The sequence below is a fragment of the Arenimonas sp. SCN 70-307 genome, from assembly GCF_001724815.1.
Classification (GTDB): Bacteria; Pseudomonadota; Gammaproteobacteria; order Xanthomonadales; family Xanthomonadaceae; genus Arenimonas.
On record NZ_MEDO01000001.1, the window covers coordinates 1 to 26,161 of the forward strand.

Annotated in this window: 22 protein-coding genes; 14 read left to right on the top strand and 8 right to left on the bottom strand. The window is 70.3% G+C overall.

Going from position 1 to position 26,161, the window contains the following annotated elements; genetic code table 11:
* Positions 1-145: 145 nt before the first annotated feature.
* Complete coding sequence (locus ABS41_RS00005; RefSeq protein WP_290588566.1) at positions 146-3,055, bottom strand: TonB-dependent receptor; 2,910 nt, start codon at positions 3,053-3,055, stop codon at positions 146-148.
* 198 nt (positions 3,056-3,253) lie between these two features.
* On the opposite strand from ABS41_RS00005, the gene apbC reads away from it, so the two are divergent.
* Together apbC and dcd are read left to right on the top strand one after the other, a co-directional pair.
* Positions 3,254-4,336: an iron-sulfur cluster carrier protein ApbC gene (gene apbC / locus ABS41_RS00010; protein ID WP_290588569.1), complete on the top strand. Its 1,083-nt coding sequence runs from the start codon at positions 3,254-3,256 to the stop codon at positions 4,334-4,336.
* A 62-nt stretch (positions 4,337-4,398) separates the two neighbouring features.
* Positions 4,399-4,968 (top strand): dCTP deaminase, encoded by a 570-nt coding sequence (gene dcd, locus ABS41_RS00015; RefSeq protein ID WP_290588572.1) that lies wholly within the window; start codon positions 4,399-4,401, stop codon positions 4,966-4,968.
* 9 nt (positions 4,969-4,977) lie between these two features.
* Here the strand turns inward: dcd and ABS41_RS00020 are convergent, their stop codons facing one another.
* From ABS41_RS00020 to ABS41_RS00030, 3 genes are read right to left on the bottom strand one after another with little or no spacing between them, the layout of a single operon-like run.
* On the bottom strand, positions 4,978-5,139 hold the full coding sequence (locus ABS41_RS00020) for a DUF5668 domain-containing protein (RefSeq protein WP_290588575.1): 162 nt from the start codon (positions 5,137-5,139) through the stop codon (positions 4,978-4,980).
* 12 nt (positions 5,140-5,151) lie between these two features.
* Complete coding sequence (locus ABS41_RS00025; RefSeq protein WP_290588578.1) at positions 5,152-5,577, bottom strand: HIT family protein; 426 nt, start codon at positions 5,575-5,577, stop codon at positions 5,152-5,154.
* A 2-nt stretch (positions 5,578-5,579) separates the two neighbouring features.
* Positions 5,580-6,242 (bottom strand): dienelactone hydrolase family protein, encoded by a 663-nt coding sequence (locus tag ABS41_RS00030; protein ID WP_290588581.1) that lies wholly within the window; start codon positions 6,240-6,242, stop codon positions 5,580-5,582.
* Between the two features lie 99 nt (positions 6,243-6,341).
* Here ABS41_RS00030 and rimO point away from each other — a divergent pair, with 99 nt between their 5' ends.
* On the top strand, positions 6,342-7,676 hold the full coding sequence (gene rimO, locus ABS41_RS00035; protein WP_290588584.1) for a 30S ribosomal protein S12 methylthiotransferase RimO: 1,335 nt from the start codon (positions 6,342-6,344) through the stop codon (positions 7,674-7,676).
* Positions 7,677-7,764: 88 nt separating this feature from the next.
* Here the strand turns inward: rimO and greB are convergent, their stop codons facing one another.
* Both greB and ABS41_RS00045 read right to left on the bottom strand, forming a co-directional pair.
* Entirely contained in the window at positions 7,765-8,268 is a 504-nt protein-coding gene (gene greB, locus ABS41_RS00040; RefSeq protein WP_290588588.1) for a transcription elongation factor GreB, read from the bottom strand.
* Positions 8,269-8,271: 3 nt separating this feature from the next.
* Complete coding sequence (locus tag ABS41_RS00045) at positions 8,272-9,894, bottom strand: AbgT family transporter (RefSeq protein ID WP_290588591.1); 1,623 nt, start codon at positions 9,892-9,894, stop codon at positions 8,272-8,274.
* A gap of 134 nt (positions 9,895-10,028) precedes the next feature.
* Between ABS41_RS00045 and ABS41_RS00050 the strand changes: the two genes are divergently transcribed.
* Positions 10,029-10,583 (top strand): LemA family protein, encoded by a 555-nt coding sequence (locus tag ABS41_RS00050; protein WP_290588594.1) that lies wholly within the window; start codon positions 10,029-10,031, stop codon positions 10,581-10,583.
* Positions 10,580-12,310 carry a DUF2207 domain-containing protein gene (locus tag ABS41_RS00055; protein ID WP_290588599.1) on the top strand — a complete coding sequence of 577 codons (1,731 nt, stop codon included), beginning with the start codon at positions 10,580-10,582 and terminating at the stop codon, positions 12,308-12,310. The genes ABS41_RS00050 and ABS41_RS00055 overlap by 4 nt, the downstream gene beginning before the upstream one ends.
* An 87-nt stretch (positions 12,311-12,397) precedes the next feature.
* Here the strand turns inward: ABS41_RS00055 and ABS41_RS00060 are convergent, their stop codons facing one another.
* Complete coding sequence (locus tag ABS41_RS00060) at positions 12,398-13,888, bottom strand: helicase HerA-like domain-containing protein (protein ID WP_290588601.1); 1,491 nt, start codon at positions 13,886-13,888, stop codon at positions 12,398-12,400.
* A gap of 115 nt (positions 13,889-14,003) precedes the next feature.
* On the opposite strand from ABS41_RS00060, the gene ABS41_RS00065 reads away from it, so the two are divergent.
* Together ABS41_RS00065 and ABS41_RS00070 are read left to right on the top strand one after the other, a co-directional pair.
* Positions 14,004-15,452, top strand: coding sequence for a transglycosylase SLT domain-containing protein (locus ABS41_RS00065; protein WP_290588605.1), 1,449 nt, complete (start codon positions 14,004-14,006; stop codon positions 15,450-15,452).
* A gap of 69 nt (positions 15,453-15,521) precedes the next feature.
* Complete coding sequence (locus ABS41_RS00070) at positions 15,522-16,988, top strand: amidohydrolase family protein (RefSeq protein ID WP_290588608.1); 1,467 nt, start codon at positions 15,522-15,524, stop codon at positions 16,986-16,988.
* 186 nt (positions 16,989-17,174) lie between these two features.
* On the opposite strand, the gene ABS41_RS00075 is transcribed toward ABS41_RS00070, so the two are convergent.
* Positions 17,175-19,217 carry a 3-hydroxyacyl-CoA dehydrogenase NAD-binding domain-containing protein gene (locus tag ABS41_RS00075; protein ID WP_290588611.1) on the bottom strand — a complete coding sequence of 681 codons (2,043 nt, stop codon included), beginning with the start codon at positions 19,215-19,217 and terminating at the stop codon, positions 17,175-17,177.
* Between the two features lie 138 nt (positions 19,218-19,355).
* Between ABS41_RS00075 and rpoE the strand changes: the two genes are divergently transcribed.
* From rpoE to lepB, 7 genes are all read left to right on the top strand, one after another.
* Positions 19,356-19,949, top strand: coding sequence for an RNA polymerase sigma factor RpoE (rpoE, locus tag ABS41_RS00080; protein ID WP_290588613.1), 594 nt, complete (start codon positions 19,356-19,358; stop codon positions 19,947-19,949).
* Positions 19,946-20,581: a sigma-E factor negative regulatory protein gene (locus ABS41_RS00085; protein WP_290588616.1), complete on the top strand. Its 636-nt coding sequence runs from the start codon at positions 19,946-19,948 to the stop codon at positions 20,579-20,581. Before rpoE ends, ABS41_RS00085 begins: the two co-directional genes overlap by 4 nt.
* A complete protein-coding gene (locus ABS41_RS00090) occupies positions 20,578-21,510 on the top strand; it encodes a MucB/RseB C-terminal domain-containing protein (protein WP_290588620.1) in 933 nt (310 codons plus the stop codon). Before ABS41_RS00085 ends, ABS41_RS00090 begins: the two co-directional genes overlap by 4 nt.
* Positions 21,503-21,946, top strand: coding sequence for a SoxR reducing system RseC family protein (locus ABS41_RS00095; protein WP_290588624.1), 444 nt, complete (start codon positions 21,503-21,505; stop codon positions 21,944-21,946). Before ABS41_RS00090 ends, ABS41_RS00095 begins: the two co-directional genes overlap by 8 nt.
* A 4-nt stretch (positions 21,947-21,950) precedes the next feature.
* On the top strand, positions 21,951-23,417 hold the full coding sequence (locus ABS41_RS00100) for a Do family serine endopeptidase (protein ID WP_290588627.1): 1,467 nt from the start codon (positions 21,951-21,953) through the stop codon (positions 23,415-23,417).
* Between the two features lie 95 nt (positions 23,418-23,512).
* The gene (lepA, locus tag ABS41_RS00105) at positions 23,513-25,306 is read left to right on the top strand and encodes a translation elongation factor 4 (protein WP_290588630.1); all 1,794 of its coding nucleotides are present in this window, start codon (positions 23,513-23,515) and stop codon (positions 25,304-25,306) included.
* Positions 25,307-25,335: 29 nt separating this feature from the next.
* On the top strand, positions 25,336-26,157 hold the full coding sequence (lepB, locus tag ABS41_RS00110) for a signal peptidase I (protein WP_290588633.1): 822 nt from the start codon (positions 25,336-25,338) through the stop codon (positions 26,155-26,157).
* Positions 26,158-26,161 lie beyond the last annotated feature (4 nt).

Genomic DNA, 26,161 nt, shown 5'->3' on the forward strand with positions numbered 1-26,161 from the left:
CCGTCGGCCACGGCCGGCCCCGATTTGCTGCTTAGACACCAACAAATCTACCGGGTCGGCCGTGCGCCACTCCCCTCAGTTGGGAGAAGAACCAAAAAAGAGCCCGGCTTTCGCCGGGCTCCAAGGGTGACGCTGGATCTCGCTATCAGAAGCGGTGCGAGATGCTCAGGTTGAAGCGACGGCCCAGCGGATCGGCACCGACGAAGGCCTGGTAGAACGGGTAGCCGGTGAAGCTCGCGTCCTCGCGGCGCTGGTTGTTCAGCACGTTGATGACGGTGAACGTCGCCGAGGTGTTCTCGCCGAACTGCTTGCCGACCTGCCAGTTGTAGGTCATGTACGGCTGCAGGCGACGGCCCGAGAAGCCACCGGCCGCGTTGGTGAAGTCGCGACCGGCGTTGTTGCCGTTGGTGCCGATGCGGGTGCCGAACACGGTGGTGCTCCAGTCGCCCTTGCTCCAGCTGACCGAACCGCGGGCGCGGCTGCGGGCATCGAGGTCGAGCGAATCGCGGAAGTCGATCAGCGGGTCGGTGTCGAACTGCTTGAACCGGTCGGTCAGGACGAGCGACCAACCGAGGTCCACGCCGAAGCGGCCCAGACGATCGGTGTCCCAGGTGTAGCGGAAGGTCGCATCAATACCGCTGGTGTCGGACAGCGCGGCGTTGATGTAGGCCTGGTTCAGACGGAGGATCGAGCCGTCCGAGGTGCCGCCCTGGCGAACGACGAGGTTGTAGATGTTCTGGCAGAAGGCCGAGTCCGAGGCGAACTCGAACGGCTGGCCGTTGCTGCGCACGCCGAGGCGGCAGTTGGCCTCGTTCGAGAGCAGGAACGCGGCGCTCAGCTGGATGGCCTGGTCTTCGAGCTCGATGCGGTAGTAGTCGACCGTCAGCGACATGCCGTCGATGATGTCCCACACGAAGCCGGCGCCCCAGGAGGTGCCTTCCTCTTCCTTGAGCAGCGGGTTGCCCGCGATCAGGGTCTGCGCGGTGTACTTGGTCGGGTCGCCCGGCACGCCATCGCAGGTGGCCACGTTGCGCGGGCCGAGGCCCAGGGCGACGCCGACGCCGGCGCGGCAGGCGTACTGGTCAAGGATGCCCGAGAACGAACCGGCGCCCTCGGCGTAGACCAGCTGCATGTCCGGCGCGCGGAAGCTGGTGCTGTAGTTGGCACGCAGCAGCAGGCGCTCAAGCGGACGCCACTCGAGCGAAGCCATCGTGGTAACGGCGTCGTCGACTTCCGTGATGTCGTCGTACTTGTCGTAGCGGGCCGCCAGGTTGGCGGTCAGCGACTCGAGCAGCGGGATGCGGAACTCGGCGCCCAGGGCGTAGCGGTCACGCTCGCCGACGGTGCGACCCGAGCTGGTCAGGTTGTAGATCGTCTGGCTGTCGATCGGGCGGGTCGGCAGGGTGCGCGGGTCGGAGCGCAGGTCCACGGCCTGGCGGCCCCACTCGAACACGCCAGCGAAGCCCACGGCACCGGCCGGCATCTCGAACAGGTCGCCGGTGACGACGAAGTTCGCGGTGGTCGACTCGGCATCACCCTCGTTCACAGCGCGCGTGGAGACCGAGCGGTAGAACTCAGGAGTGATCGGGGCGTTCCAACGGGCTTCGTTGAGGTTGTAGACCGGATACAGGACACCGTTGGGCGCGGCCTGGAAACCCAGCAGCGGACCAAGGAAGTAGTCATGCATGGCCTGCGACAGCAGGCGCGGGCGGTCGGCGGTGTAGTCGTACTTCGAGTAGGCGACGGTGGCCTCCCAGTCGAAGCGCTCGCCGAACACGCCGGACAGGCCGGCGCTGACGTCGTAGGTAAACTCGTCGAACAGGGTGGTGGCCGCGTCGGCGCCGCCCAGCTCGAACGGGTTGAACACGCGCTGCAGGAAGGTGAAGCGACCGAAGCCCGAGTCATAGTAACCGTTGACGCGGGCGCCGGTGGCGGTCAGCAGGAACTGGTCGCCGGAGGTGGACCAGAACTCGGTGCCCGAGCTGGCGGCCGCCTGGCTGTCGTAGAAGTTCACCGAACCAAAGACGCGCAGGTCGTCGTTGATGTCGAAGGTGGCGTAGCCGTAGCCGCTGTAGAACTCGTTCTTGTTCGAAATCGTGCGCGAGCCCGGCTGGGTGAAGCCGCCGCAGTAGGTGCCGCGCGCGGGGGTGGTCACCGTGGTGTAGCCGAACTGGTCGCAGACCGCCTGGCCGGGGTAGTAGATCGACGTGGTGGGCTGGCCGTTGGCGGTGTTGAAAGCGCCCACGAACAGCGCAAGGCCGGGGTTCGTCAGGAGACCCAGCGGACCATTGCGGGTGTCGGCGAGGAAGTCGCGCTGCGAAGCGAACACCGGCTCCTGGTAACCCGCCTGGAAGGCGTAGGTGGCGCTCCAGCGGTCGCCCGTGGCGCCGCCCGAGAACTCGAACACGGCCGAGTCGCCGCCGCCTTCGTCGGTGGTGCCGACCTGCAGGCGGACCAGCTGGCCGTCGTAGTTCTGGCGCAGCACCACGTTCACCACGCCGGAGATGGCGTCCGAACCGTAGATGGCCGAGGCGCCGCCGGTCAGGATCTCCACGCGCTCGACGATCGAGGACGGGATGGCGCGCAGGTTCACCACGTTGTTGTCGCGGTTGTACGGCTGCGGGTACTGGGCCGGGCGACGGCCGTTGATCAGGGTCAGGGTGTACTGCGGGCCGAGGCTGCGCAGGTTGACCACCTGGGCGTTCGGGGTGAAGCCCGTGACGCCGAGGTCGCCGGTGAAGTTGGCGGTCGAGTTCTGGGTCAGCGTCTGCAGGGCGTCGCCGACGGTCTTGAAGCCTTCGCGCTCGAAATCATCGCGGGAAATCACGATGACCGGCGACGGGCCTTCGACCTCGGCGCGCTTGATGCGCGAACCCACGACCTCGACGGCGTCGAGCGTGGTGGTCTGGGAGGAAGAAGTAGTGGTTTCCTCCTTCTCGTCCTCATCCTGGCTGTCCTGGGCGACGGCGCTGAAGGCCATCGGCAGGGTCAGGGCGAGCGCAAGGGAGCGGGCCAGCACCGAACGGCGATAGCCAGCGATTGGAGCAGTAGTCATTTGACCCCCTAGAATGGTCATGTAGTTGTGTGGTTCTGCTTGTCAGCGTTGAAGGCCCAACCTGAACCCCGGGTTCAGCCTTAACCGGAACGTAACACATGCCGGGGCCGTATTGAACAGGCCTCGCCCCCCGGCTCGCAAAGCTGAACAGGCCGGTCCCCGCGGCCAGAAAATTTCTATTTGAAACAGGAGCTTGTAATGCCTTTGAACGAAGCCGCCGTGCGCGCCGCCCTGGACGAGGTGGTCGACCCGCACGCGGGCCGGGGGCTGGTTGCGCTGGGCTGCGTGCGGGGAATCGGCCTGGACGGGGCGGATGTCGCCGTCGACATCGTCCTGGGCTACCCGGCACGGGGCTGGCACGAGGCCCTGGCGGCGGCCGTGCGCGAACGCCTGTCGGCCCTGCCCGGCGCCGGCCGGGTCACCGTCTCGGTGGCCTCCCGGGTCCAGGCCCACAAGGTGCAGAAGGACCTGACCCCGCTGCCGAACGTGCGCAACATCATCGCCGTGGCCTCGGGCAAGGGCGGCGTGGGCAAGTCCACGACCGCGGTGAACCTGGCCCTGGCCCTGCAGGCCGAGGGCGCCACCGTGGGCGTGCTCGACGCCGACATCTATGGCCCATCCATCCCGAAGATGCTGGGCCTGCAGGGGCGCCCGGACAGCCCGGACGGCAAGACCATCGAGCCCAAGCGCAACCACGGCCTGCAGGCCATGTCGATCGGCCTGCTGGTGGGCGAGGACACGCCGATGATCTGGCGCGGCCCGATGGTCACCCAGGCCCTGCAGCAGCTGCTGGGCGACACCCGCTGGGAGGGCCTGGACTACCTGGTGATCGACCTGCCGCCGGGCACGGGCGACATCCAGCTCACCCTCTCGCAGCGCATCCCGGTCTCGGGCGCGGTCATCGTCACCACGCCCCAGGACATCGCCACGCTCGACGCGCGCAAGGCCCTGCAGATGTTCAACAAGGTCGAGGTGCCGGTGCTGGGCATCGTCGAGAACATGGCCGTGCACGTGTGCTCGAACTGCGGCCACGCCGAGCACGTGTTCGGCGCCGGCGGCGGCGAGCGCATGGCCGCCCGGTACGGCGTGCCCCTGCTGGGCTCGCTGCCGCTGGACATCCGCATCCGCGAGCAGGCCGATTCGGGCGCGCCCACCGTGGCGGCCGACCCGGACTCGGCGCTGTCGCTGGCCTACCGCGACATCGCCCGCCGCGCCGCCGCCCAGCTGTCGCTGCAGGCGCGCAACCGCTCGCTGCCCAACATCGTCATCTCCAACACCTGAGCCGCCTGCCGCGGCGGCTAAGCCGCTAGAATCCCGCCTTTCGCCCCCGAGCCCGAAACCGCATGAGCATCAAGTCCGACAAGTGGATCCGCCGCATGGCCGAGCAGCACGGCATGATCGAGCCGTTCGAGCCGGGGCAGGTCAAGCACGCCGCCGACGGCCACCGCATCGTCAGCTACGGCACATCGAGCTACGGCTACGACGTGCGCTGCGCGCGCGAGTTCAAGATCTTCACCAACATCAACTCGACCATCGTCGACCCCAAGGCCTTCGATCCGTCGAGTTTCGTCGACGTCGAGTCGGACGTGTGCATCATCCCGCCCAACTCCTTCGCGCTGGCGCGCACGGTGGAGTTCTTCCGCATCCCGCGCGACACCCTGGTGGTCTGCCTGGGCAAGAGCACCTATGCGCGCTGCGGCATCATCGTCAACGTCACGCCGCTCGAGCCCGAGTGGGAGGGCCACGTGACGCTCGAATTCAGCAACACCACGCCGCTGCCGGCCAAGATCTACGCCGGCGAGGGCGTGGCCCAGATGCTGTTCTTCCAGTCCGACGAAGTCTGCGAAACCAGCTACAAGGACCGCGGCGGCAAGTACCAGGGCCAGACCGGGGTCACGCTGCCGCGCACCTGAGGCGGGCCCTCAGGATTTCTTGAGCAGCAGGTTCACGCCCAGCACGATCAGCACCACCGGCCACCAGTCGAGCAGCATCCGCCAGATGCGGAACTCGGGGATGAGGTTGTTGGCCAGCAGCAGGGCGCCGAGCACGATCAGGATGACGGCGGGGACGAGGTTGGACTTCATGGCGGCTCCGGGTCAGGGGCCCGGGAACGTGTCCAGGCCGTGCCTGAGCGACGATACCAGCGCATCACGCACGCTGGCCACGTAGGGTTGGCGCTGGCCGGCGCCCCAGACGGGCCCCGGCCAGGCGGCATCGCCCTCCTGGCGCGCCAGCACGTGCACGTGCAGCTGGCGCACGATATTGCCCAGGGCGCCGATGTTGAGCTTGTGCACCGGCCCCAGCCCGCGCAGCAGGCGCCCGGCGAGGTTGATCTCGGCCAGCAGCAGGCGCTGCTGGTCGCCGGAGAGGTCGATCCATTCCTCGGCGCCCGGCACCCGCGGCACCAGCACCAGCCAGGGGAAGCGCGCGTCGTCCACCAGCCGCAGCTGGCTCAGCGGGCCCTCGGCCACCAGCACCGTGTCGCCCGCCAGGCGCGGGTCGATCGTGAACCCGTCGGCCATGCTCAGCGCAGCGTCTTCTGGAAGAAGGCCAGGGTGCGCTCGAGGGCCTGTTTGGCGATGTCCTCGTTGTAGTCGGCGCGCTGGTCGCAGTTGAAGCCGTGGCCGGCGCCCGGCCAGACGTGGATTTCGGCCGAGGACAGGGCGTCGCGGTGTTTCTGCACGTCCTCGGGCGGGATGAGCGGGTCGTTTTCGCCGAAGTGCAGCATCAGCGGCGCCTTGGGGCGCTCGTGGAGCAGGGGCACGGTGCGGCCGCCGTAATAGCTCACCGCCGGCAGGCCCAGGCGGGTGTTGGCCAGGTAGGCCACCGAGCCGCCCCAGCAAAAGCCGATGACGCCGACGCGGTGCTCGGCCTCGAGCAGGTCGTAGGCGCCGCGCACGCCATCGAGGGCGCCGTTGAAGCCCAGTTCCTCGGCCACCTCGCGGCCGCGGGCCACGCCGGCCTCGTCGTAGCCCAATTCCGTGCCCGGATGCACCAGGTCGAAAAGCGCCGGCGCCACCGCCAGGTAGCCGTAATTGGCCAGCCGGTCCGTGACCTGCCGGATGTGCGGGTTCACCCCGAAGATTTCCTGGACGACGATCAGGGCGCCGCGCGGCTTGTTGTGTGGCTTGGCCTGCCAGCCGGAAATGCGGCCGTGGCGGGTGGAGATGGAGATCGTCTGGCCCATGCGCGTTTCCCCGGAAGCGGCTGTCCCCGCTGGCTAGCCTACACCGGCCGGGGCGCCCGGGAGGGGTATAATCCGCGCCCCCGTCCCGACCCCACGCCCATGTCCGCCAGCCAGCCCAAGGTGGGCTTCGTCAGCCTCGGCTGCCCGAAGGCCCTCGTTGACTCCGAACGCATTCTGACCCAGCTACGGGTCGAGGGCTACGAGATCGTGCCCAGCTACGACGCCGCCGACGTGGTGGTGGTCAACACCTGCGGCTTCATCGACTCGGCCGTGGCCGAGAGCCTGGACGCCATCGGCGAGGCCCTGGCCGAGAACGGCAAGGTCATCGTCACCGGCTGCCTGGGCAAGCGCCCCGAGCAGATCCGCGAGGCGCACCCCGGCGTGCTGTCCATCAGCGGCCCGCAGGACTACGCCAGCGTCATGAACGCCGTGCACGCGGCCCTGCCGCCCAGGCACGACCCGTTCCTGGACCTGGTGCCGGACTACGGCCTGAAGCTGACCCCCAAGCACTACGCCTACCTGAAGATTTCCGAGGGCTGCAACCACCGCTGCAGCTTCTGCATCATCCCGTCGATGCGCGGCGACCTGGTCTCGCGGCCGGTGGACGAGGTGCTGCGCGAGGCCGAGAAGCTCGCCCGAGGCGGCGTGCGCGAGCTGCTGGTGGTGTCGCAGGACACCAGCGCCTATGGCGTGGACCTGAAATACGCCGGGCGCGAATGGCGCGGCAAGCAGTACCAGACGCGCATGAAGGCACTGTGCGAAGGCCTGGCCGAGCTGGGTACCTGGAACCGCCTGCATTACGTGTATCCGTACCCGCACGTGGACGACATCATCCCGCTGATGGCCGAGGGCAGGCTGCTGCCCTACCTCGACATCCCGTTCCAGCACGCCAGCCCGCGCATCCTCAAGCCGATGAAGCGACCGGGCGCGGTGGACAAGACCCTCGAGCGCATCCAGCGCTGGCGTTCGATCTGCCCCGAGATCACCATCCGCAGCACCTTCATCGTCGGCTTCCCCGGCGAGACCGAGGACGACTTCGAGGAGCTGCTGGCCTTCATCGACCAGGCCGAGCTCGACCGCGTGGGCGCCTTCGCCTACTCGCCGGTGGAGGGCGCGGCGGCCAATGCGTTGCCCGACCCGGTGCCGGAGGACGTCAAGCAGGAGCGCCTGGCGCGCTTCATGGCGCTGCAGGCCGACATCAGCACCGAAAAGCTCGAGCGCAAGGTCGGCACGGTGCAGCGCTGCCTGGTGGACGCCATCGACGGCGAGCTGGCCATCGCCCGCTCCATGGCCGATGCCCCGGAAATCGACGGCCTGGTGCAGATCCAGGACGGCGCCGCGGCGGGCCTGAAGCCGGGTGATTTCTGCGACGTGCGCATCATGGGCAGCGACGAGCACGACCTGTTCGGCCTGGTCGGCGACGACGAGGACTGACCCCGGGGGACGGAGGTAATTTGCCCGCCAACACCAGGGCAATTGCCACCGAACCCGCCGGGCAAATTACCTCCGTCCCCTGCCTTTCCTATCCGTCGTATTCGACGGAAACGATGACGTACCGCGCCGGCCCCGACGGCAGCTGCACCTCGACCTCGTCGTCGAGGCGCTTGCGCAGCAGCGCCCGCGCCAGCGGTGAATCGACGCTGATGTGGCCGGCCTTCGCGTCGGTCTCGTCCGGGCCGACGATGCGGTAGCGGGCGGTGTCGCCGCTGTCGCAGTGCTCGATCTCGATCCAGGCGCCGAAGAACACCGCCTCCGCGTCCGCGGGCCGGCCCTCGGGCACCTTCAGCACCTCGAGCCGTTTGCTCAGGTAACGCACGCGGCGGTCGATCTCGCCCAGCTGCTTCTTGCGGTAGGTGTACTCGGCGTTCTCGCTGCGGTCGCCCTCGGCCGCGGCAGCGGCCAGGGCCCTGACCACCTCGGGCCGGCGCAGGCGCCAGAGCTCGTCGAGCTCGGCGCGCAGCCGCGCGAAACCCTCGCGGGTGATGATCGCCGTGGACTTCTCGCCCGGCGGCCGCCAGCGCGCCATGGCTCAGCCCGCGGCGGGCGCCGCCGGGATGTAGTGCAGCGGCGAATCCGGGCCGATCGGCAGTTCCAGCCAGATCCACACGCCGAACATCGCGCTCCAGCCGACCAGGAACACCATCGAGTAGGGCAGCATCGTCGCCACCAGGGTGCCGATGCCGGCCTTGGGCTCGTAGCGCTGGAAGAAGGCGATGATCAGGGCGAAGTAGCTCATCATCGGCGAGATGATGTTGGTGACGCTGTCGCCGACGCGGTAGGCCACCTGGGTCATCTCGGGCGAATAGCCCAGCAGCATGAACATCGGGATGAACACCGGCGCCATCAGCGCCCACTTGGCCGAGGCCGAGCCCATGAACAGGTTCACGATCGCCGTGAGCAGGATGAAGCAGATGAACAGCGGGATGGTCGGCAGGCCGAGCGTCTTGAGGAAGTCGGCGCCCTCGACCGCGAAGATCAGGCCCAGCTGGGTCCAGTTGAAGAAGGCCACGAACTGGGCCGCGAAGAACACCAGCACCAGGTAGCCGCCGAGCGTGGCCATCGAGGCCGACATGCCCTTGATGACGTCGTTGTCGGACTTGATGGTGCCCGCGCCCACGCCGAAGGCGATGCCGGCCAGCACGCCGTAGAGGAAGATGATCACCACCACGCCGCTGAGCAGCGGCGAGCGCAGGATGTCCTGCCTGGCATCGAGCAGGAAGCCGGAGCCGGGGAGCTGCGGCAGGTTCACGGTGGTGCCCCAGGCCTCGAAGCTGGCGCCGGCCGCCGGGTAGCCGCCCCAGAACACCAGCAGGGTGAAGACCAGCACCGTCACGCCGGCGTAGAGCATGCCGCGGCGCTCGGCCGGGCTCAGGCGCTGGTCGTCGGGCTTGGCGCCCTCGGCCAGGGTCAGCGTCGGCGTGGGCGAGCCGGCGAAGCGCGGGGCCACGATCTTCTCGGTGACGAACCAGCCCAGCAGGGTGATCACCGGGGTCGAGACGATCATGAAGTACCAGTTCGCCAGCGGGCTGACCGTGTAGTCGGCGTCGACGATGCGCGCGGCTTCCTGCGACAGGCCCGAGAGCAGCGGGTCGATGGTGCCGATCAGCAGGTTGGCCGAATAACCGCCCGAAACGCCGGCGAACACCGCCGCCATGCCCAGGATCGGGTGGCGCCCGGCGGAGATGAAGATCAGCGCGCCCAGCGGCACCAGCAGCACGTAGCCGATCTCGCTGGCCATGTTCGACATCACGCCGGCGAACACCAGCACCGGGGTCAGCAGCACGCGCGGGGCCGCGAGCACCAGCATGCGCAGCGAGGCGCCGATCAGGCCGCTGTGCTCGGCCACGCCGATGCCGATCAGGGCCACCAGCACCACGCCCAGCGGGGCGAAGCCGGTGAAGTTGGTCACGGCGCCGGTGAGCATGCGGTGCAGGCCCTCGATGCTCAGCAGGTTCACCGGGGTCACCAGCTCGCCGCTGGCCGGGTGCGCCACGCTCAGGCCGGCCACCGAGGCCAGCCATGAGGCCAGCACCACAAGCAGGGCAAGCAGCGCGAACAGGGTCGCCGGATGGGGCAGGGCGTTGCCGCCGCGCTCGACGATGGTCAGGAAACGGTCCATCAGGCTGCGCTTGGTGGGCGTCGTGGCTTCCATTCAACTCTCCGTAGTGTGCCTTCCCGGGACGCGCGGGCCCCGGGGCGGCCGACTATAACCGACCCGGCCGGGCGGCCGCCCGCGCCGCCGGCCCGGCGTGGATAATGGAGCCGGACATCCCGGGGGAGGGGGCGATGGCGATTTTCCTTGGCTTGGTGCTGCTGGCGGCGCTGGCGTTGTGGGCGGTGCTGGCCTTCAACCGGCTGGTGCGCCTGCGCAACCAGGTGCGGGCCGGCTGGAGCGACATCGACGTGCAGCTGATGCGCCGGCACGACCTGGTGCCGCGCCTGGTGGAGGCCGTGCGCGCCTTTGCCGGGCACGAGAAGGCGCTGCTGGAGAACGTCACCGAGCTGCGTGCGCGCGCCATGGCCACGCAGTCGCCGGCGGCGCTGGCGGCGGTGGAGCGCGAGCTGGAGGCCGGACTGGGCCGGATCGTGCTGCTCAACGAGGCCTACCCGGACCTCAAGGCCAGCGAGAACTTCATGCAGCTCCAGCGCGACCTGGTGCAGGTCGAGGACCACCTGCAGTACGCCCGGCGCTTCTACAACGGCGCCGTGCGCGCCAACAACGACGGCGTGCAGCGCTTCCCCGACCTGGTGGTCGCGCGCGCCTTCGGTTTTGGCGAGGCCGAGTTCTACGAGGCCGACGACGCCGCGCGGCCGGCGCCGACGCTGGGGCTGGGCCCGTGAGCCGCTGGCTGCGGGCACTGGCGGCGCTGGGCCTCGTGCTGGCGGCGGCCGGCGCCGCGGGCCAGGAGCGCATCCTGGCCTACCACGCCGACATCGTCGTGCAGGCCGACGGCGGCATGGAGGTGACCGAGCGCATCACCGTGCGCGCCGAGGGCCAGCGCATCCGCCGCGGCATCTACCGCGACTTCCCGACCCGCTACAAGGACGCGGCTGGCAACCGCTACGTCGTGGACTTCGACGTGCTCGGCGTCGAGCGCGACGGCCGTCCGGAGCCCTGGTTCACCGAGCGCCAGTCCAACGGCGTGCGGGTGAACACCGGCAACGACGACTTCCTGCCGGTGCCGGCCGACATCACCTTCGCCATCCGCTACCGCACTTCGCGCCAGCTGGGCTTCTTCGATGGCCATGACGAGCTGTACTGGAACGTCACCGGCCTGGGCTGGGACTTCACCATCGAGCAGGCGAGTGCGCGCGTCACGCTGCCGGCGCCGGTGCCGTCCGACGAGCTGCGGCTCGAGGCCTACACGGGCGCGTCGGGCCTGCAGGGCCGCGATTACGCCGCGCGCTCGCCGGAACCCGGCGTGGCCGAGTTCCGCAGCACGCGAGCCTTGGGCTCCTACGAGGGCCTGACCATCGTCGTCGGCTTCCCCAAGGGCCTGGTCGCCGAGCCCACCCGTGCCCAGCGCCTGGCCTGGCTGCTGCGCGACAACGGCGGCGTGCTGGTGGCGCTGGCCGGCCTGCTGCTGCTGTTCCCCTGGTACCTGCGCAGCTGGCACCGCGTGGGCCGCGACCCGGCGCCGGGCTCGATCTTCCCGCGCTACGAGGCGCCGGCGGATTTCTCGCCGGGCGAACTGCGCTACCTGTGGAAGCAGGCCTATTCCGACCGCTGCTTCGCCGCCGACGTGGTCGACCTGGCCGTGCACGGCCAGCTCGCCATCGAACAGTCGGCCAAGAAGGAATGGACGCTAGAGCGCCTGGCCGCCGCCGAGCCGCCGCGCGCGGCCGGCCAGCGCGCCGTGCTCGAGAAGCTGTTCAAGTCGGCGCCGCGCATCGAGCTCAAGAACACCAACGCCTCGGCCATCGGCGGCGCGCGCATGCACCACCTCAAGGCGCTCGACAAGCGCATGCACCCGGCCTTCTTCAAGCGCAACGGCTGGCCGCTGTTCTGGGGCTGGCTGTTTTCCTTCGGCTACGGCGCGCTGGCCTTCCTGGTGTCCGGCGGCGCTGGCATTCCCCTGATCATCGTGTTGCTGTTGCTCACGCTCGTGCTGCACGGCGTGTTCGGCTGGCTGATGAAGGCGCCGACGGCGCAGGGCCGCAAGCTGCTCGACGAGATCGAGGGCCTGCGCCTCTACCTGGGAGTGGCCGAGCGTGACGAGCTGGCGCGCCTGGCGCGACCCGGCGGCCCCGAGGCGCCATCGCCCGACCCGGAGCGCTACCAGGCGCTGCTGCCCTACGCGCTGGCGCTGGAAGTCGAGGAGGCGTGGACGAAACATTTCACCGCCGCGGTGGGTGCCGTCCAGGCCGAGCAGACCGCACGCTCGATGGGCTGGTACCGCGGCTCGCCGGGCTCGATGGCCACCCTGGGCGCGATGAGCCAGTCGCTGGGCAGCGCCCTGAGCTCGCAGATCTCGTCCTCGGCCACGCCGCCGGGCTCGAGCTCGGGCGGCGGGGGCGGCGGCTCCTCGGGCGGTGGTGGTGGCGGCGGCGGAGGCGGCGGCCGCTAGTCGCAACGGGGACAGGTGCAATTTCGAGGGGCAGGGGAAACTCCCCACGGGAGTTTCCCCTGCCCCTCGAAATTGCACCTGTCCCCCTCAGCGCTTGCCGCCCAGGAGCCCGCCCAGGATGCCGCGAAGCAGCTGCCGGCCCAGCCCGTTGGCGACGGTGCGTGTGGCCGATTTGGCCGCGGCTTCCACCGCGCCCTGGCGGCGCTTGGTGCCCCAGAGGAACTCGTCCATCTTCGAGCGCGGTGCCTCGGCAGGTGCCTTTCCGGCCGGCGCGCCCGGTGCCGGGGCGTCGGGCGCGGCGGCCTGTTCGGCGCGTTTGGCCAGCATCTCGAAGGCCGATTCGCGGTTCACCGGCGTGTCGTACTTGCCGCCCACGGGGCTGCGCGAGCGCACCGTCGCGCGCTCCTCGTCGGTGATCGCGCCCATGCGGCAGCGCGGCGGGCTGATGATGGCCCGCTCCACCGGCATCGGCACGGCCTTGGCCATCAGCATCGACACCAGGGCCTCGCCCACGCCCAGCTCGCCGATGGCCCTGGCCACGTCCACCTTCGGGTTCTGCACGAAGGTCTCGGCGGCGGCGCGCACGGCCTTCTGGTCGCGCGGCGTGAAGGCGCGCAGCGCGTGCTGCACGCGGTTGCCCAGCTGGCCCAGCACCTCGTCGGGGATGTCGTCGGGGTTTTGCGAGCAGAAGTAGATGCCCACGCCCTTGGAGCGGATCAGGCGCACCACCTGCTCGACGCGCTGTTTCAGCGCCGGCGGGCAGTCGTTGAACAGCAGGTGCGCTTCGTCGAAGAAGAACACCAGCTTGGGCACGTCCAGGTCGCCGACTTCGGGCAGGGTCTCGAACAGCTCGCTCAGCAGCCACAGCAGGAAGCTCGAATACAGGCGCGGGCGCAGGATGAGCTGGTCGGCGGCGATGAGGTTGATCACGCCGCGGCCGGACATGTCCTGGCGCATCAGGTCGGACAGCTGCAGGGCGGGTTCGCCGAAGAACTGCTTGCCGCCATCCTGCTCGAGCCGCAGCAGGGCGCGCTGGATCGCCGCCACCGACTGCGGGCTGACCAGGCCGTAGCGCTGGGACACCTCGGCCTTGTTCTCGGTGGTGAAGTTGAGCAGGGCGCGCAGGTCGTCGAGGTCGAGCAGCAGCAGGCCGTTGTCGTCGGCCAGCTTGAAGGCGATGTCCATCACGCCCGACTGGGTGTCGTTGAGCTCGAGCATGCGCGACATCAGCGCCGGCCCGACCTCGGACACCGTCGTGCGCAGCGGGTGGCCGAGCTTGCCGTAGAGGTCCCAGAACACCACCGGGCTGGCCTCGTTGGCGTAGCCTTCGAGGCCGATCTGCTGCACGCGGGCGGCGATCCGGTCGTTCATCGCGCCCGGCATGGCCAGGCCGGCGATGTCGCCCTTCACGTCGGCCATCACCACCGGCACGCCCAGGCGCGAGAAGCCCTCGGCCATCACCATCAGGGTCACCGACTTGCCGGTGCCGGTGGCGCCGGCGACCAGGCCGTGGCGGTTGCCGTACTTGCCGAGCAGGTGGACGGGCTGGTCGCCCTTGCCGATCAGGATGTCGCTCATTGAGGGTGGGCTCCGCGGGGTCTGGCCCGATTCTAGCCGCAGGGCAGGGCGGCCGGCGCTTGCCGCGGCGGCGCTGGCCTCGCTAGTCTGCCGGCCTGTTTTCCGGAAGGTCCCGATGCGTCCCTCACTCCTGCTGGTCCTTTGCGCCGCCCTGGCGCTGACTCTCCCCGCCGAAGCCCGCCGCGTGCCGGCCAACGCCCAGAAGCTCTACGACCAGCTCGAAGCCGCCAGCGACCAGTTCCGCGAAGGCCTGGCCGAGCTCGGCCGCGGCGAGGCGGTGCAGGGCCGCGAAACCATCCGCGAAGCTTCGGCGACGCTGCTGGAAGCCGCGCGCCGCTGCGGCGGCACGCGCGGCTGCGACACGTCGCGCTTCCTGGCCGCCTACGACGCGCTGGTGCAGGAAGGCGCCGGCCTGGCGGGCGGCGGCGAAGGCTTCACCACGCCCACCGACGGCGTGCGCCCGGCCGACGAGGCCTCGCCGGTGCTCGGCGCCATGCCCGCGTCGGCGCGCCCGGTGGCGATGCTGCGCGGCCGCGACCTGCGCGAGGTGATCGAGCTCAACGAGCCGGTGCGCGCGGCCCTGGCCGAGTGGCTGACCTGGATGCGCCCGCAGCTGATCACCAGCTGGGAGAACTACCAGCAGATGCGCTTTTTGATGTGGCCCGAGTACGAGCAGGCGGGCCTGCCCGAGGCGCTGCTGTTCGGCATCCTGGCCAAGGAATCCAACGGCCGCGTGCATGCGGTCTCGCGCGCCGGCGCCGCCGGCCCGATGCAGTTCATGCCGGCCACCGGTGCGCGTTTCGGCCTGGGCTGGCGCGACGGTTTCGACACCCGCTACGACCCGCAGCTGGCTTCGCGCGCCAGCGTGCTGTACTTCAACGAGCGCTTCGCCGAGCTGGGCGACGACCTCGAGTTCGCCGTGGCCGCCTACAACGGCGGCGAGGGCCGTGCGCTGCGGCTCAAGCGCGCGGCTGGCGGCAAGTCGTTCTGGCACCCGGACGTCTACGGCCAGCTGCCGCCCGAGACCCGCGACTACGTGCCCTACGTGCTGGCCGCGGCCTGGCTGTTCCTGCACCCGGAGGAGTACGGCCTGCAGTTCCCGCAGGTCGATGGCGCCGCGACCGTGCTCAAGCTGCAGGCACCGGCCTCGATCTACCAGCTCGCGATCTGCCTGGGCGGCCCGCGCGAGGGTTATTTCCGCGCGCTGCGCAACCTCAACCCGCGCTACGAGCCGCACCTGCCGATCGCCGCGGGCACCGAGCTGCGCGTGCCGGTGGCGGTGCCGCCCGAGTACCAGCGCCACTGCGTCACCGGCCCGCGCGCGGAGCAGGCGGTGCAGCTGATGGCCGCCAGCAAACCCACCGTTCCCGCGACCGCCACGCGCCCGCCCGCGGCGGGCGGCGCCGCGGGTCGCAGCTACCGCGTGAAGTCCGGCGACACCCTGCATGGCATCGCCCGCCGCAACGGCTGCCGCAGCGCCGAGGCCCTGGCCCGCGCCAACGGCCTGCGCTCGCCCTACGTCATCCGCGCCGGGCAGACGCTGCGGCTCGACGGCTGCCGTTAGCGTCGGCGTCCACGCCGCCTTAAGGCCCGGCGGGGCTAGCATCGGACTTCGTTCCAGGGGAGCCCCGCCATGAGCCAGCGCAACGACCCGGACGGCAGCCGCCTGCCGATCAAGCTCGACTCGACCAGCAATGGCGAGTTCATGCCGGTGCCGCTTGGGCCCGAGCACCACCAGGCCAATGCGCTGGCGGCCGAGCAGGCAGGCCTGAATGCGCGGCGCCTGGGCATCGGCCGTCGCGATTTCCTGGTGTCCGCCTGCGGCGCGGCCAGCTCGCTGCTGGCGATGAACGCGGCCTATGCCGCGGCCGGCAAGCGCGGCGGTTATTTCGACGTGCCGCCGGAAGCGGCGCTGGAGCCGGCGGCGGCCGAGGCCAGCGTCTCGGGCCGCGAGTTCATCTTCGACGTGCAGGGCCACTTCGTGAATCCCACCGGTGCGTGGACGCGCCGGTTGCCCGAGGGCGCGCGCCCGCTGGGCGGTTTCCCGGCCGAGGGCTGCGCGGCGGCGCAGCTGGGCGGCAACCTCGACCGCCTGCAGTGCTTCGGCCCGGACGCCTTCCTGCGCGACATCTTCCTGGACTCAGACACCTCGCTGATGGTGCTCAGCTTCGTGCCCTCGACCCGCGAGGGCGAGCCGCTGACCATCGAGGAGGCCGCAGCCACGGCGGCCATCGTCGAGACGATGCAGGGCACGCACCGACTGTTCCTGCACGGGCGCGTGAACCCGAACCAGGCCGGCGACCTCGAGGACATGGAACGCCTGGCGACGCAGTTCCGGATCAGCGCCTGGAAGACCTACACGCAGTGGGGCCCGAACGGCGAAAGCGGCTTCTGGATGGACGACGACGCCGGCCTGGCGATGATCGAAAACGCGCGCCGGCTCGACGTGCGCAACATCGCCATCCACAAGGGCCTGCCCTTCGGGCCGCGCAGCTACGAATACAGCACCTGCGCCGACATCGGCCGCGTGGGCAAGCGCTTCCCGGACGTGAACTTCCTGATCTACCACTCGGGCTTCGTCACCGACAAACCCGAAGGCCCCTATGATCCGGCGCGCACGGACGGCATCGACTCGCTGGTCTCGTCGGTGCTGGCGGCGGGGCTGGGCAAGGGCAGCAACGTCTACGCCGAGCTGGGCTCGACCTGGCGCTTCCTGATGCGCGACCCGGATTCGGCGGCGCATGCGCTGGGCAAGCTGCTCAAGTACCTGGGTGAGGACAACATCCTCTGGGGCACCGACTCGATCTGGTACGGCAGCCCGCAGGACCAGATCCAGGCCTTCCGCACCTTCCAGATCAGCCCGGAACTGCGCGAGAAGCACGGCTATCCGGAGATCACGCCGGCGATCCGCGCCAAGATCTTCGGCCTCAACGCGCTCAAGCTCTACCCGGTGGCCCGCGACGTGCTCGACCAGCACCTGGGCCGCGACGCCGTCGCCCGCGCCCGCGAGAACTACCGCAACGCCCCCGACCCCAGCTTCCTCACCTACGGCCCCCGCACCCGCCGCGAGTTCCTCAACTTCAAGGCCTGGGGCGGCTGAGCCCACCCGCACCACCCCTGTAGGAGCGCCTTCAGGCGCGAATCTTTTCGCGCTTTTGGGAGGGCCTTCAGGCCCGAGGATTCTCGCCTTGGGGTTTCGTAGAGCCGGGATCGTTCCCGGCGCACGGGTAAAAAAAGCAAAAGATTCGCGCCTGAAGGCGCTCCTACCGGGGGAGGGCGTTGGGGGTCAGAGGGCGTCCCAGCCGGGGCGGGGTTTGAAGCGGTCGCCGTGCCTGGCGGCGAGTTCTTCGAGGCGCGCCTTGAGCTTGGCGGCGCCGACGCTGCGGATGTGCTGGATCGGGCCGCCGCGGAAAGGCGCGAAGCCCGTGCCGAAGATCACGCCGGCGTCGAGCAGGTCGGCGTCGGAGACCACGCCGTCGTGCAGGCAGCTGACCGCCTCGTTGAGCAGCGGCAGCACCAGCCGGTCCTCGAGGTCCTCGGGGGCCCTGTAGTCCTTCGGCACCTCCGGCTTCACGGGCTTGCCGTTCTCCCACTTGTACAGGCCCTGGCCGTCCTTCTTGCCGCGCTTGCCCGGCTCGACCTTGAACGCGTCGGGCAGGGCCTGGCCGTGGAAGTCGGCCATGATCTTGCCCACGCTCGCGGCCACGTCCAGGCCCACCGTGTCCACCAGCTCGATCGGCCCCATCGGCATGCCGAACTTCAGCGCCGCCTTGTCGATCACCGGGCCCGGGATGCCCTCGGCGAAGGCCACGATGGCCTCCTGCATGTAGGGCGCCAGGATGCGGTTGACCAGGAAGCCCGGCGTGCCCGCCACCGGCACCGGCAGCTTGTCGATGGCCTTGCAGAAGGCCGCCAGGCGGCGCTCGGTCTCGGCGTCCATGCCGTCGTGGCGGACGATTTCCACCAGCGGCATCAGCGCCACCGGGTTGAAGTAGTGCAGGCCGGCGAAGCGCGCCGGGTCCTTGCGGCCCTCGCGCAGCTTCTCAAGCGCGATCGAGGACGTGTTCGAGACCAGCAGCGCGCCGGGCTTGAGCGTCTCCTCGACCTTGGCGAACAGCGCCTGCTTGGCCTCGAGGTTCTCGAAGATCGCCTCGATCACCAGGTCGGCCCCGGCCACGCCCGCGCCCTCGACGTCGGCCTTCAGGCGCGCGGCGGTGGCGGCGCGCTTGGCCTCGTCCTTGACCTTCTTCTCGAACAGCTTGGCGGCGCGGTCCAGCGCCGGCTGGATGTACTGCATCTCGCGGTCCTGCAGCGTCACCTCGAAGCCGCGCAGCGCGCACCAGGCGGCGATGTCGCCGCCCATCACGCCGGCGCCGATGACGTGCACCTTCTGGATGCCATGGTCTTTCCCGCCCAGCGACTTGAGCCGGTCCATCAGGAAGAACACCCGCACCAGGTTGTAGGCGGTGGGGCCGCCGGCGAGTTTCACCACGGCCCTGGCTTCGGCCTTCAGCGCCGCGTGCACCGGCAGGCCGCCGCTGCGGCGCCAGGTGTCGATCAGCGCGAACGGGGCGGGGTAGTGCTCCTTGCGCGCCTTTCGGGCGACCTGCTTGCTCATCTGGGGCGCGAGGATGGCGCGGGCCAGGCCGGTGTTGGTGGCCCAGGCCAGGAAGCGCTGCTTGAACGGGCGCTGGGCGCCGCGCTGGGCCAGCTTCACGGCCTCGTCGAGCAGCACGGCCGGCTCGACGACGCGGTCGACCAGGCCCATGGCCTTGGCGGCCGAGGCAGAGAGGCTGCGGCCGGTGAGCATCAGGTCCATCGCCGCCGGCGCGCCCAGCAGGCGCGGGGCGCGCACGCTGCCGCCCCAGCCGGGGAAGATGCCCAGCTTGACCTCGGGCAGGCCGATGCGGGTCTTGTCGTCGCGGCTGGCCACGCGGTAGCGGCAGGCCAGCGCCAGTTCGGTGCCGCCGCCCATGCAGTGGCCGTGGATGGCGGCTACGGTGGGGCAGCGCAGCTCGGCCAGCTTCTGGAACACCAGCTGGCCGTGGCGGATCCAGGCCTCGGTCTGGCCCTTGGCGGCGATGTCGCCGAAGCCCTTGATGTCGGCGCCCGGGATGAAACCCGCGGCCTTGCCGGAAATGATCACCAGGCCCTTGGGCAGTTCCAGCGCGATGCGCTCGAGCATGGACTCGAGTTCGTCGAGCACGGCGCGCGAGAGCGCGTTCACGCCCTGGTCGGCGCGGTTGAGGGTGAGCACCAGGATGCGGTCGGCGCGCAGGTCGGCCTGCCAGTGGGCGAGGCGAAGTCCGTCGAACATGGCGGGCTCCATACGTCAGGGTAGGGAAGGAAGTCCGTATCATCCGGGGCAGGCCCCGGGGGGTCAACGCCGGCGATGCGCCGGCCGGAACTTTCCCCGGCCCTGGATGTCCACGTAGCGGCCCGGATGGCCGCAGGAGCAGCGGCCCGGATGGGCGAAGATCAACTGGACCTGGCGCTCGTCAAGCGTGTGCAGGCAGGCGACAACTCGGCTTTCGACCTGCTGGTGCGCAAGTACCAGCACCGGATCGGCGCCGTGGTGTACCGGTTCGTGCCCGACCACGCCGAGGCCCAGGACATCGTCCAGGAAGCCTTCATCCGCGCCTACCGGGCGCTGGCGAACTTCCGTGGCGACGCCCAGTTCTACACCTGGCTCTACCGGATCGCCGTGAACACCGCCAAGAGCCACCTCGTCGCCGCCAAGCGCCGCCCCCCGACCGCCGACATCGCGGCCGAGGACGCCGAGCACCATGCCGGCGCCGGCCGCCTGCACGACCACGACACCCCCGAGAACCACCTGCTGCGCGAGGAAGTCGAGCAGGCCGTCACCGACACCGTGGCCGGCCTGCCCGAGGAACTGCGCCAGGCCATCACCCTGCGCGAGGTGGACGGCCTGAGCTACGAGGAAATCGCGCAGCTGATGAACTGCCCGATCGGTACGGTCCGTTCGCGCATCTTCCGCGCCCGCGAGGCCATCGACGCCCGCCTGCGCCCCCTGATGGACAAAGAGCGAGTGCGCCCATGAGCCAGCCCGATCCGAAACTGCTCGAGGACCTGAGCGCCTGGATGGACGGCGAATTGCCGCCCGACCAGGCCCGCTTCCTCGAGCGTCGCCTGGCCGGCGACCCGGCGCTGCGCGCACATTACGAGCGCTGGCAGCTCGCCTCCGCCGGGCTGCGCGGCCAGCCGCTGCGGCTGATGCCCGACTCGCTGGCCGGCGACATCGCCGTGGCGGTCGCCGCCGGGCCGCGGCCGGCGCGGCGCCGCTGGCCCTGGGCCGCCGGCGCGGTGGCGGCGGCGCTGTCGCTGGCACTGCTGCCCGGCCTGCTCGGGCGCGATTCCGCGCCGGCGCTGCCGCCGGCCAACCCGGGCCTGGTGGCGCGGCCGGCGCCGCCGCCGCTGGAGATCGCGCCGGTGGCCCCGGTTTCGCCGCTGCCGCTGCCGGTCGAGGGCCTGGCCCTGGGGCAGGAGCCGGTGGCGCGCCCCTGGCCGCGTTCGCCGGTGGCCCGCGATCCGCGGGCGATCGAGTCCTACCTGGTGCGCCACAACGCCCTGATCGGTGGTGATGGCGTCGGGGGCTTCATGCCCTACGTCGACGTCGTCGCCCACGACGAGCGCACGGAGGCGGCGCCTTCGCCGGAGCGCGACGAGCGGTGACCGCCCGCCGCCTCGCTGCATCGATCTTCCTGCTGCTGTGGCTGCCGCTCGCGGCCCTGGCCGACGAGGCCGGTGACTGGCTGGCGCGTGTCGGCCCGGCCCTGCGCGGGCTCGATTACCAGGGCACGCTGGTGGTGGTGGCCGAAGGCCGCGTCGAGACCCTGCGGGTATTCCATGCCGCCGGCGGCGACCGCGAGCGCCTGGTGGCGCTGAGCGGCCCGCCGCGCGAAGTCATCCGCGACGGCCAGCGCGTGATGTCCATCGGTGCCGGCGAGCCCGCGGTGGCCTACGACCTCGACCAGGCCGGACGCTGGAGCGTGGCGCTGGCGCTGTCCGAGGCCGCCGGTCTCACCGGCTATCGCGCCCGCCTCGCCGGCGAGGGCCGCGTCGCCGGGCACGCCGCGGTGCGCGTGGAAGTGCTGGCCGATGACGCCTGGCGTTATGGCTACCGGCTCTGGCTCGAGCGCGAAAGCGCGCTGCCGCTGCGCGTGGACCTGCTCGACCGCGGCGGCCGCGTGGTGGAGCAGGTGGCCTTCACCGAACTGCAGCTGGGCGTGGCGCCCGACGAAGCCGACCTGCGACCTTCGTCCGGTGCGCCGCTGCAGCGCGTCGCCGGCCCGCCGCCGGCCGGCAACGGCGACGTGGCCTGGCGGGTGCCGGCGCCGCCGCCGGGCTTCCGCCTGCGCGCCGCGCGGCCGCTGCCGGGCGGCGGCGCGCATCTTCTCTACGGCGATGGCCTGGCCAGCGTGTCGGTTTATGTCGAGCCAGTCGCCAACGCCCTGCGCGGCAGCCTGAGCCAGCAGCGCGGCGCAGTGCACGCGCGCTCGTTCTGGCTCGATGGCTGGCAGGTACTGGCGCTGGGCAAGGTGCCGCCGGCCACGGTGGAGCACTTCGCGCGCACGGTGCGCCCGGTGCCGCCCGGTGGCTGAGCGCGACGCCGAAGTGCTGCAATGCACCGACGGGCGCCTGAGCCTGCGCCTGCTCGGCAGCGCCTGCGAAGGCTGCGTCGGCGGCTGCGGCGGACGCTGCAGTCTTTTCGCCGGCAACGACGGCGTGGTCGAACTCGAAGTGCCGTCCGATGCGGTGCACCCGCCCGGCCAGCGGCTGCGCCTTGCGATGGACGATGGCGCGCTGCGTCGTGCGGCCTGGCGCGGTTACGGCCGCGTGCTGCTGGGCCTGCTCGCGGGCGCGGCGGCGGGGCAGGCGCTGGGGCGTGCACTGGATTTTCATGCCGACGCACTCAGCCTCGCGGGATTGGTGCTGGGAACTTTCCTGGCGGCGCGGTTCTCAAAGCCCCGCCTGCCCGGTCCGTTGCTCACGCCCGCCGGTGCGGACGAAACCCGAGAGAACACGACGGAGTCCTGAACCCATGAAGTCACTGTTCCCCCGCGCGCTGCTCCTGGCCCTGGCGCTGGCGTCGCCGGTCCTGATGGCGCAGGCCCCGGCGGCCGAGCCGGCGCCGATGGTCAACCTTCCCGATTTCACCCGCCTGGTCGAGGCCACCGGCCCGGCCGTCGTCAACATCGAGGCCAGCATCCCGCGCACGGCGCGCGGCGCCGCGGCGCAGTCCGGCCCGCAGCTGCCCGAGGACATGCCCGAGGAGCTGCAGGAATATTTCCGCCGCCACTTCGGCCTGCCCGGGATGCCGGGCCCGCCCGGCGGGCCCGATCGCGCGCCGCGCCGCGGCACCTCGCAGGGCAGCGGCTTCGTGATTTCCGCCGATGGCTACGTGCTCACCAACCACCACGTCGTCAACGGCGCCGACCGCATCATCGTGCGCCTGAGCGACCGCCGCGAGTTCGAGGCCACGCTGGTGGGCAGCGACCCGCTGTCCGACGTGGCCCTGCTCAAGGTCGGCGCGCGCGGCCTGCCGGTGCTGCGGGTCGGCGACTCGCGCCGCCTCAAGCCCGGCCAGTGGGTGCTGGCCATCGGCTCGCCCTTCGGCTTCGAACATTCGGTCACCGCCGGCGTGGTCAGCGGCGTCGGCCGCCGCTCGGCCGACCCGAGCCAGCAGTACGTGCCTTTCATCCAGACCGACGTCGCCATCAACCGCGGCAATTCCGGCGGCCCGCTGCTCAACACCCGCGGCGAGGTGGTGGGCATCAATTCGCAGATCTTCTCCAACTCGGGCGGCTACATGGGCGTGAGCTTCGCCATCCCCATCGAGGTGGCCATGAACGCCGTGCGCCAGCTGCGCGAGACCGGCCGGGTCGAGCGCGGCCAGCTCGGCGTGCGCATCCGCGACGTGAGCCGCGACCAGCTCGCCGAACTCGGCCTCGACCGCCCGGCCGGCGCCTTCGTCGATGGCGTCGAGAACGGGTCGGCCGCGGCCCGCGCAGGCATCCGCCCGGGGGACGTCATCACGGCCTTCAACGGCCGCGAAATCGGCGGCTCGTCCGAACTGCCGCCCATCGTCGGCGCGCTGCCGCCCGGCACCCGCGCCACGGTGACGGTGCAGCGCGACGGCAAGCCGCGTGAAATCGTCGTCACCCTGATGGCGCTGGCCATGGCGCAGGCGCCGGCCCCGGCCGACGCGCCGGCCCAGGCCCCGGCCGCCAATCCGATCGGCCTGGAGGTCGAGGCGCTCGACGCCGCCGCGCGCTCGGCCATGGGCCTTCAGGCGGGCGAGGGCGTGCTGGTGGCCAGGGTCTCGGGCCTGGCCGCCCGCCAGGCCGGGCTCTCGCCCGGCGACGTGGTGCTGAGGGTGGGGCGCCGGGACGTGGGCTCGGTGGCCGATTTCCGGGCCGCCACCCAGGACCTCAAGGCCGGCGACGAGGTCCGGCTGCTGGTGCGCAATGCCCGCTCGACCGGCTTCGTGAGCTTCGTGCTGCGCTGAACCCGTCCCGCGGCCGGCCCCGGCGGGCCGGCCCGCGGGGGCTGTGCGATAATGGCCCGTTTACGACCACGAACCGGTAATCCGACCGCCCCCGCATGCAGCACATCCGCAATTTCTCCATCATCGCCCACGTGGACCACGGCAAGTCCACGCTCGCCGACCGCATCATCCAGATCTGCGGCGGCCTGCAGGCGCGCGAGATGGAAGCCCAGGTGCTCGACTCGAACCCGATCGAGCGCGAGCGCGGCATCACCATCAAGGCCCAGTCGGTCACGCTGCCCTATACCGCGAAGGACGGCGTCACCTACCAGTTCAACTTCATCGACACCCCCGGCCACGTCGACTTCAGCTACGAGGTCAGCCGCTCGCTGGCCGCCTGCGAGGGCGCGCTGCTGGTGGTCGACGCCGCCCAGGGCGTCGAGGCGCAGTCGGTGGCCAACTGCTACACCGCGGTCGAGCAGGGCCTGGAAGTGGTGCCGGTGCTCAACAAGATCGACCTGCCCACGGCCGACACCGAGCGCGTGAAGAAGGAAATCGAGGCCGTCATCGGCATCGACGCCGAGGACGCCGTGGCCATCAGCGCCAAGACCGGCCTGAACGTCGAGGACGTGCTCGAGGCCATCGTCAAGCGCATCCCGCCGCCTAAGCCGCGCGACACCGACAAGCTGCAGGCGCTGATCATCGACTCGTGGTTCGACAACTACCTGGGCGTGGTCTCGCTGGTGCGCGTGATGCAGGGCGAGATCAAGCCGGGCGACAAGATGCTGGTCATGTCCACCGGCCGCACCCACCAGGTGGACTCGGTCGGCGTGTTCACGCCCAAGCGCAAGGTGCTGCCCAAGCTGGGCGCCGGCGAAGTGGGCTGGATCACCGCGTCCATCAAGGACGTGCACGGCGCGCCGGTGGGCGACACGCTCACCCTGGCCAGCGACCCGGCCCCGTCCCCGCTGCCGGGCTTCCAGGAAATGCAGCCGCGCGTGTTCGCCGGCCTGTTCCCGGTGGACGCCGAGGACTACCCGGCGCTTCGCGAGGCGCTGGAGAAGCTCAAGCTCAACGACGCCGCGCTGCGCTTCGAGCCGGAAAGCTCGGAGGCCATGGGCTTCGGCTTCCGCTGCGGCTTCCTGGGCATGCTGCACATGGAGATCGTGCAGGAGCGCCTCGAGCGTGAGTACGACCTCAACCTCATCACCACCGCGCCCACCGTCATCTACGAGGTCCTGCTCACCGACGGCTCCATCCTTTCGCTCGACAACCCGGCCAAGCTGCCGGCGGTGAACAAGATCGAGGAAATCCGCGAGCCGATCATCCGCGCCAACATCCTCACGCCGCCCGACTACGTGGGCAACGTGATCAAGCTGTGCGAGGAGAAGCGCGGCTCCCAGATCGGCATCACCTACCTCGGTTCGCAGGTGCAGATCAGCTACGAGCTGCCGATGGCCGAAGTGGTGCTCGACTTCTTCGATCGCCTCAAGTCGGTCTCGCGCGGCTACGCCTCGCTCGACTACCACTTCCAGCGCTTCGAGGCCGGCCCGTTCGTGCGCGTGGACACGCTGATCAACGGCGACAAGGTCGATGCGCTCTCGCTCATCGTGCACCGCAGCCATGCCGACCGGCGCGGCCGCGACCTGTGCGAGAAGATGCGCGAGCTGATCCCGCGCCAGATGTTCGACGTGGCCATCCAGGCGGCCGTCGGTTCGCAGATCATCGCGCGCTCCACGGTCAAGGCGATGCGCAAGAACGTGCTGGCCAAGTGCTACGGCGGCGACGCCACCCGCAAGAAGAAGCTCCTGGAGAAGCAGAAGGAAGGCAAGAAGCGCATGAAGCAGGTCGGCCGGGTGGAAATCCCGCAGGAGGCCTTCCTCGCCGTGCTCCAGGTGGACAACAAGTAAGCGGCCCCCGCCGCGAGGATTCCCGACGCGTGAAAATCGACCTTGCCCTGATCCTGACCGTCCTTTCGGCCGTCACCGGCCTCGTCTGGCTGGTCGACCGACTGGCCTTCGCGCCCAAGCGCCGGCTGATGCAGGCCGAAGGCGAGGAAGTCGCCGAGCCGGTGCTGGTGGACTACGCCCGCCAGCTGTTCCCGATCATCTTCATCGTGCTGGTGCTGCGCAGCTTCCTGGCCGAGCCCTTCCGCATCCCGTCGAGCTCGATGATGCCGACCCTGCTGGTGGGCGACTTCATCCTGGTCAACAAGTTCACCTATGGCATCCGCCTGCCGGTGGCCAACACCAAGATCATCGAGATGGGCTCGCCGGCCCGCGGCGACGTGGTGGTGTTCCGCTACCCGGGTTACAGCCCGGAGGACGAACGCGCCGGCACCGACTACATCAAGCGCATCGTTGGCCTGCCGGGCGACCGCATCGCGTTTCGCGACCAGACGCTGCTGGTGAACGGCCAGCCGGTGGCCAAGCAGGCCGCCGGGGTCTACATCGGCAGTGGCCAGGGTCGGGCCATGACCGGCGCCACCCAGTACGAGGTGGACCTGGGCGAGGGCCGCAAGCACCTGATCCTCGAGGAAAGCCGCTTCTCCAACCCCCGCGCCGAGGGCGAGTGGGTGGTGCCGGAGGGCCATTTCTTCGCCATGGGCGACAACCGCGACCGCAGCGAGGACAGCCGCTGGTGGGGTTTCGTGCCCGAGGAGAACCTGGTGGGCAAGGCCTTCGTGGTCTGGCTCAACTGCGAGGGCTGGTTCTGCTCCGGGGCGTTTGACTACACCCGGATTGGCGATACCATCCGCTGAACTG

Bases quoted from the DNA above. Each gene is read 5' to 3' on its own strand.
- ABS41_RS00005 (WP_290588566.1), bottom strand. From the start codon at position 3,055: ATGACTACTGCTCCAATCGCTGGCTATCGCCGTTCGGTGCTGGCCCGC.
- apbC (WP_290588569.1), top strand. From the start codon at position 3,254: ATGCCTTTGAACGAAGCCGCCGTGCGCGCCGCCCTGGACGAGGTGGTC.
- dcd (WP_290588572.1), top strand. From the start codon at position 4,399: ATGAGCATCAAGTCCGACAAGTGGATCCGCCGCATGGCCGAGCAGCAC.
- ABS41_RS00020 (WP_290588575.1), bottom strand. From the start codon at position 5,139: ATGAAGTCCAACCTCGTCCCCGCCGTCATCCTGATCGTGCTCGGCGCC.
- ABS41_RS00025 (WP_290588578.1), bottom strand. From the start codon at position 5,577: ATGGCCGACGGGTTCACGATCGACCCGCGCCTGGCGGGCGACACGGTG.
- ABS41_RS00030 (WP_290588581.1), bottom strand. From the start codon at position 6,242: ATGGGCCAGACGATCTCCATCTCCACCCGCCACGGCCGCATTTCCGGC.
- rimO (WP_290588584.1), top strand. From the start codon at position 6,342: ATGTCCGCCAGCCAGCCCAAGGTGGGCTTCGTCAGCCTCGGCTGCCCG.
- greB (WP_290588588.1), bottom strand. From the start codon at position 8,268: ATGGCGCGCTGGCGGCCGCCGGGCGAGAAGTCCACGGCGATCATCACC.
- ABS41_RS00045 (WP_290588591.1), bottom strand. From the start codon at position 9,894: ATGGAAGCCACGACGCCCACCAAGCGCAGCCTGATGGACCGTTTCCTG.
- ABS41_RS00050 (WP_290588594.1), top strand. From the start codon at position 10,029: ATGGCGATTTTCCTTGGCTTGGTGCTGCTGGCGGCGCTGGCGTTGTGG.
- ABS41_RS00060 (WP_290588601.1), bottom strand. From the start codon at position 13,888: ATGAGCGACATCCTGATCGGCAAGGGCGACCAGCCCGTCCACCTGCTC.
- ABS41_RS00065 (WP_290588605.1), top strand. From the start codon at position 14,004: ATGCGTCCCTCACTCCTGCTGGTCCTTTGCGCCGCCCTGGCGCTGACT.
- ABS41_RS00070 (WP_290588608.1), top strand. From the start codon at position 15,522: ATGAGCCAGCGCAACGACCCGGACGGCAGCCGCCTGCCGATCAAGCTC.
- ABS41_RS00075 (WP_290588611.1), bottom strand. From the start codon at position 19,217: ATGGAGCCCGCCATGTTCGACGGACTTCGCCTCGCCCACTGGCAGGCC.
- rpoE (WP_290588613.1), top strand. From the start codon at position 19,356: ATGGGCGAAGATCAACTGGACCTGGCGCTCGTCAAGCGTGTGCAGGCA.
- ABS41_RS00085 (WP_290588616.1), top strand. From the start codon at position 19,946: ATGAGCCAGCCCGATCCGAAACTGCTCGAGGACCTGAGCGCCTGGATG.
- ABS41_RS00100 (WP_290588627.1), top strand. From the start codon at position 21,951: ATGAAGTCACTGTTCCCCCGCGCGCTGCTCCTGGCCCTGGCGCTGGCG.
- lepA (WP_290588630.1), top strand. From the start codon at position 23,513: ATGCAGCACATCCGCAATTTCTCCATCATCGCCCACGTGGACCACGGC.